The sequence below is a fragment of the Streptomyces milbemycinicus genome (assembly GCF_002154605.1).
Lineage (GTDB): Bacteria > Actinomycetota > Actinomycetes > Streptomycetales > Streptomycetaceae > Streptomyces > Streptomyces milbemycinicus.
In genome coordinates this window covers 1-5,280 of the sequence record NZ_MUNE01000763.1, presented here as the reverse complement: position 1 = coordinate 5,280, position 5,280 = coordinate 1, and the positions used below count along the sequence as shown (strand labels likewise).

The following is a 5,280-nucleotide window of genomic DNA, read 5'->3' as shown; positions in this document are numbered from 1 at the left end:
GACCGGCCCGCCGGAGGTCCCGCGCCATGTCCAAGAAAGTCCCCGTCGCCCACTCCGACAACGACTGGTGGGCCAGGGCTGTTCGGGTGCTGACGGGCGTCGTCCTGCCGGCCCGGGCGGACCTCTTCGACAGCCTCCTCGGGAACAACGACATCCCGCTGATGCGGCTGGAGTTCTCCGACTACGACGGCGAGCCCTCCAACGCGATCGTCGAAGCGGTCAACGACATGTCGTGGCGTACCGAGAACTCCGGCTGGCGCATCAACAACACCGACTTCGTGATCCCGTTCTACTCCGGGAAGCACGGCCCCATCAGCGGGGCGGCCCCGGGAACCAAGGTCGTGATGAAGCAGGCCCGCATCACCCTGCTCGGCACCAACGGCACGGACGACCCCCCGGCCGGCGGAGTGGTCGTGGGCGCCGAGTTCAAGAGCGGGCTGGGCAAGGACTTCGAAGGTCAGTCGAAGGACACGACCTGGAGCAACGTCGGCCTGTCGCACTACAGCTACGGCGGCGGCATGGCGCTGGTGTCCCTGATCAACAACGGCAAGACCACCGGATTCGAGTGGTATGGCCTCAGGGTCAACGAGAAGGACGCGGTGGACCTGGATTCCTTCAACAGGTCGGCCGAAGCCCTCGACCGGGCCGCGCACTTCTTCAAGAACCGGTACGACGACCTCCGGGACTGGGAGTTCGACCTCGGCAAGGAGGAGGCGTCATGGAAGGGAATGGCCGCCGGGGTCTTCCGGGACATGGTCCACGGGATGGCGCGCAACTACAAGTCGTACAGCGAGCAGATTCCCCTCCAGGGCACCGGATCCAAGTACGGCAATGAACTCCGCAAATACCGGCAGGACATCCACAACGCCTCCTATTCGCTGTACAACAAATGGAACACCTGGCAGCTGCTCACCGGAAATCCGCTGCGCTGGCTGCACGACATCCTGCTGGATGTCTCCGAGTGGATCTGGAAGAACAACATCACCAAGGTCCGTTACTACGAGGACTACGGATACGAGTCCTACGACTCGTACCACGCGGTGAAGCTGGACGGCTTCCACGGCGACCACCCGACCTACGGCCAGCTCGAGGACAAGGAGACCTGGAAGAAGATCGGCGAAGAGGCCATCAAGAAGTGGCAGCAGTCCGTCGTGGACGTGCTGGGAACGGCGGGCAAGGAAGCCATCCTCGCCATTCAGAACTCCGTGAACGACCAGGACCTGCCGAAGAAGATCGACACGGAGACGACCAGCCTGAGCCAGGAGTTCGCCAAGGACCAGGCGGCGAAGGACAAGGCGGACGCCGAGAGGGAGAAGAAGAGGATCGAGGAGGAGAACAAGAGGAAAGAGGAGGAGTGGAAGAGGAAGCAGGAGGAGGCCGAACGCAAGGCCGAGGAGAAGGAGAAGGAGTGGGAGAGGAAGCAGGAGGAGGCTGAGCGCAAGGCGGAAGAGAAGGAGAAGGAGCAGGAGCGCAAGCAGGAGGAGAAAGAAAAGGAGCAGGAGGCCAAGCAGAAAGAGCAGGAGCGCAAGCAGGAGGAGAAAGAGAGGGAGCAGGAGCGGAAGCAGGCCGAGCAGGAGCGTAAGGCCGAGGAGAAGCAGGCCGAGCAGGAGGCCAAGCAGGGGCAGAAGGAGAAGGAGCAGGAGCAGAAGCAGGCCGAGCAGGAGCGCAAGGCCGAGGAGAAGCAGGCCGAGCAGGAGGCCAAACAGGAGCAGAAGGAGAAGGAAGCCGAGGCCAAACAGGCCGAGCAGGAAAGGAAGCAGGAGGAGCGGTACAAGGAGCAAGAGGCACAGCAGTTGGCTGCTACCACCTTGGCGCGTGCGGAACGCGAGCAGGAGAAGAAGGAACAGGAAAGGAAGCAGGCGGAGCAGGAGGCCAAGCAGGAGGAGAAGGAGCGGGAGCAGGAGCAGAAGCAGGCGGAGCAGGAGCGCAAGGCGGAGGAGAAGCAGGCCGAGCAGGAGCGCAAGCAGGAGGAGAAGGAGAAGGAGGCCGAGGCCAAGCAGGCGGAGCAGGAGCGCAAGGCCGAGGAGAAGCAGGCCGAGCAGGAACAGAAGCGCATTCAGACCGAGAGCGAATACGAGGAGAAGCAGGCCGAGCAGGAGGCCAAGCAGGAGCAGAAGGAGAAGGAGGCCGAAGCCAAGCAGGCCGAGCAGGAGGCCAAGGCCGAGGCCAAGCAGGCGGAGCAGGAAGCCAAGCAGGAGCAGAAAGAGCAGGAAGCAGAGGAGAAGCAGGCCGAGCAGGAGCGCAAGCAGGAGGAGAAGGAGAAGGAGGCCGAGGCCAAACAGGAGAAGCTGGAGCGCGAACAGGAACAGCGCCAGGCCGAGGCGGAGAAGCGCTACGAGAGCCAGACCCGGGAGCTCGGCGGCGGGAACCCGCGGCGGTACGAAAGCCCGGACCTGCCCTCCGACCTGCCCTCCGACTACGGTGGCCAGAGCCCCTCGCTCGACCGCAGCAGTGGCACCACGACCCTCAACCCCGACCGCACGGTCACCCTGGAGTACCCGGACGGCACCTCACGGACCATCGATGTGCCGGGCGGCGACATCTCCACGGTGCTGCCGGACGGCTCGACGGACTTCGACACGCTGCGCCCCGGTGACTCGGTCACCAACAGCGACGGCAGCGTCACGACCCTGGGGCGGGACGGAACCCTCACCACCGAATTCCCCGACGGCAGCAGCACCCGGATCGACCCGGAGCAGGGGCTGATCACCAACCGCCAGCCCGACGGGACCACGACCACCACTCCGATCGAGTCGGGCGAGACCCTGCCGAGCAACCTCGGCAGCTCGGCGAACCTCCACTCGCCGTCGAGCTCTTCCTCGTACGACGGCCTGTACGGCGGCGGCTATGAGGACGACCTGTACGACTCCACCCCGTACAACAACGATCCGTCCGGCAACGGTTACGGCTCGGGCGGCGGCAGTGGCAGTGGCTCGCCCGGTGGTATGCCGATGCTGCCCCCCGGCACCCGGATGAACGGGTCCACGAGCGGCGGCGCGGGCTCCGAAACCGAGCGGGTCCGCGGGGTGTTCGACGACCCCAGCCAGCCCATCGTGCGGCGCGTCGGCGGCGCTCGGCCGTCCGGTTCGAGCTATCAGGAAGAGGAGGTCGTCGCGGCCCGCAGCGGCGGGATGTCCACCGCCGGCGGCATGCCCTTCGCCCCGCCGATGGGTGGCGGCATGGGCGGCGGCCAGCCGCAGACCCAGAGCTCCGACCGCGAACGGGCGGCGTGGCTGGAGGAGGACGAGGACGTCTGGGGCACGGACGAGGGCGGCGCTCCGGCCGTCATCGGGCGTTGAGAACGGCGCGGGAGGCGTACTGATGGACAAGGAATCGATCAAGGACCAGCTGGCCCGGGCCATGGCCGACATGGAGCGGACCCAGCAGGCCGTGGCCCAGGCCAAGGCGCAGCTCAGGACGGCCTCCGTCACTGTGCGGTCGCGGGACCGCGCGGTCGAGGCAACCGTCGGCGCGCAGGGACAGCTCGCCGATGTGAAGTTCCTGGACGGCAGGTACCGCACCATGGGCGCCGCGCAGCTCGCGGCCTCGGTGCTGGAGGCGGTGACCCAGGCCCAGGCACAGATGGCCCAGACGGTCATGGACACCTTCCGGCCGCTGTCCGACAGCGTGACCGGCGCCCCGCGCCTCGACGGTGTCGGCATCGAATGGGATGAGATCTTCGCACCGCTCGCGGACACCGCGTCGAAGGGCCGGGCCGCGCACGCCCGTTCCAGCGACCGGCTGCGAGACGAGATCCATGAGGACGGGGACCGGAGGTAGGTCGGATGAGTTACGGATACGGCGGCGAGCGGTACGAGGCCGACCCGGCCCGGCTGATCGCCATGATGGACGAGATCCGGGCCATCGCCAAGCAGGCGAGGGAGCTCCCGAGCGGATTCACCTCGGCCCTGCAACCCACGCGGCGGTGGTACGGGATCGACGACGAAGTCGCCGAGGAGTACGGCCCCAAGTACGAGAAGACCGTCGAGGGCGTCAGCGACACCTTCTTCGCCATCTCCGACGCCGTCGTCGGCGTGGTCGAGGGCCGCCTCCAGGAACTCCAGGAGGTCCGGGGGGCGGAGTCCTTCGCCCTGGACAGCGTCGACGAGCTGCGGCAGGCCGTGAACTCCGTGGGCGGGGACGGCACCGAAGGCGGCGGCGGAAAACATTGAGCGGTGCCGACCGGGGAGGCTCCGTCCCCGAGGACTCCATCGAATTTCCCGATGATGTCCGCAAGATGCTGTTCGCCCTGGGCCTCGAGCCGCCGCAGGCGTCCTCGGACATGGCCTATGGCAGCAGCATGCCGTTCGACGAGTACGCGCAGGCGCTGCTTGACCTGCGCGATCGCATCATGGAGTCGGTCAACCGGGTCGACGGCGCGCTGCCGACGCAGGTGGCCGACGTGTACAAGCAGGCGATGGCGATGCTCACCGGCGCCGGCGGCCAGGACGCCATGGGGGAGTTCGCCGACAACCTGAGGGAGATCAGCAAGGGGCAGGTCGGGCACTCCAGAAACATCATGGAGAGCAAGTGGGAGGTCATTGCCGAGATCATCCAACTGATCATCGAGCTGGCCTTCATCGCCGCCATGGCGTTCTTCACCGGAGGGCTGTCCTTCGGCGACGCCGCCCTGGCGAGGACCAGAAGCCGTCTGGCGGTCCTGATCATCCTGGACCGGCTGCTCCGGATGACCCATCTGGCGCCCGCGTTCAGCGAGGCACTTCAGGAGGCGTTCACCACCTTCGCGGTACGGATGGCGATGCTGGGCCTGAACAAGGGAGATCGCCGCCCCGACGGGATCGACTGGGGCGCCATCGGCAAGTCCGCCGCCTTCGGCGCCCTGGCCGGTTTCTTCATCAGCGGTCTCTCTTCGGTATTCGGAAGCTTCTTCAAGAACATCTTCAACAACTTCGGCGACAACAAGTGGGGGAAGTTCGGCGCGGAGCTCTTCAACAGCTTCGGGAGCGAGGGCGTCGGAGAGGCATTCGCCGAGTTCCTGATCAACGGCCTCTTCGAAGGCAAGTGGAAGTTCGACCCGATGACCATCGTGAGCGGTGGTCTCAGCGGTGCCTCCGAACTCATCATCGGCAGCGGCTTCGACTACATCGGCAAGAGCCTGAACGCCAAGTTCATCGGCGGCAATCTCTTCAGCATGCTGTTCTTCAACGACCGGCCGGGGCCCAACTCCGTCCTGGGCGGGGGCGGTGGTGGCGCCGGCTCCGGCGGGCCGACCACCGTCAACACGGTCACCAACGACACTCCGACCCCCCACACCCCGAC

3 protein-coding genes and 1 pseudogene are annotated in these 5,280 nt (G+C 66.3%); all 4 read left to right on the top strand.

Annotated elements, in window-relative coordinates:
- The first annotated feature begins 26 nt into the window (after positions 1-26).
- On the top strand, positions 27-3,299 hold the full coding sequence (locus CCN51_RS59470) for an AAWKG family protein (protein WP_158104763.1): 3,273 nt from the start codon (positions 27-29) through the stop codon (positions 3,297-3,299).
- 22 nt (positions 3,300-3,321) lie between these two features.
- Positions 3,322-3,780: a YbaB/EbfC family nucleoid-associated protein gene (locus CCN51_RS45645; RefSeq protein ID WP_014174507.1), complete on the top strand. Its 459-nt coding sequence runs from the start codon at positions 3,322-3,324 to the stop codon at positions 3,778-3,780.
- A gap of 5 nt (positions 3,781-3,785) precedes the next feature.
- The gene (locus CCN51_RS45640) at positions 3,786-4,172 is read left to right on the top strand and encodes a hypothetical protein (protein ID WP_014174506.1); all 387 of its coding nucleotides are present in this window, start codon (positions 3,786-3,788) and stop codon (positions 4,170-4,172) included.
- Positions 4,169-5,280, top strand: a pseudogene (locus CCN51_RS45635) (sugar-binding protein); the annotation flags it as partial. The gene CCN51_RS45640 and the pseudogene CCN51_RS45635, both read left to right, overlap by 4 nt.

What these genes read in the sequence shown, in the direction of transcription:
- CCN51_RS59470 (WP_158104763.1), top strand. Translation starts at nt 27, where the DNA reads ATGTCCAAGAAAGTCCCCGTCGCCCACTCCGACAACGACTGGTGGGCC.
- CCN51_RS45645 (WP_014174507.1), top strand. Translation starts at nt 3,322, where the DNA reads ATGGACAAGGAATCGATCAAGGACCAGCTGGCCCGGGCCATGGCCGAC.
- CCN51_RS45640 (WP_014174506.1), top strand. Translation starts at nt 3,786, where the DNA reads ATGAGTTACGGATACGGCGGCGAGCGGTACGAGGCCGACCCGGCCCGG.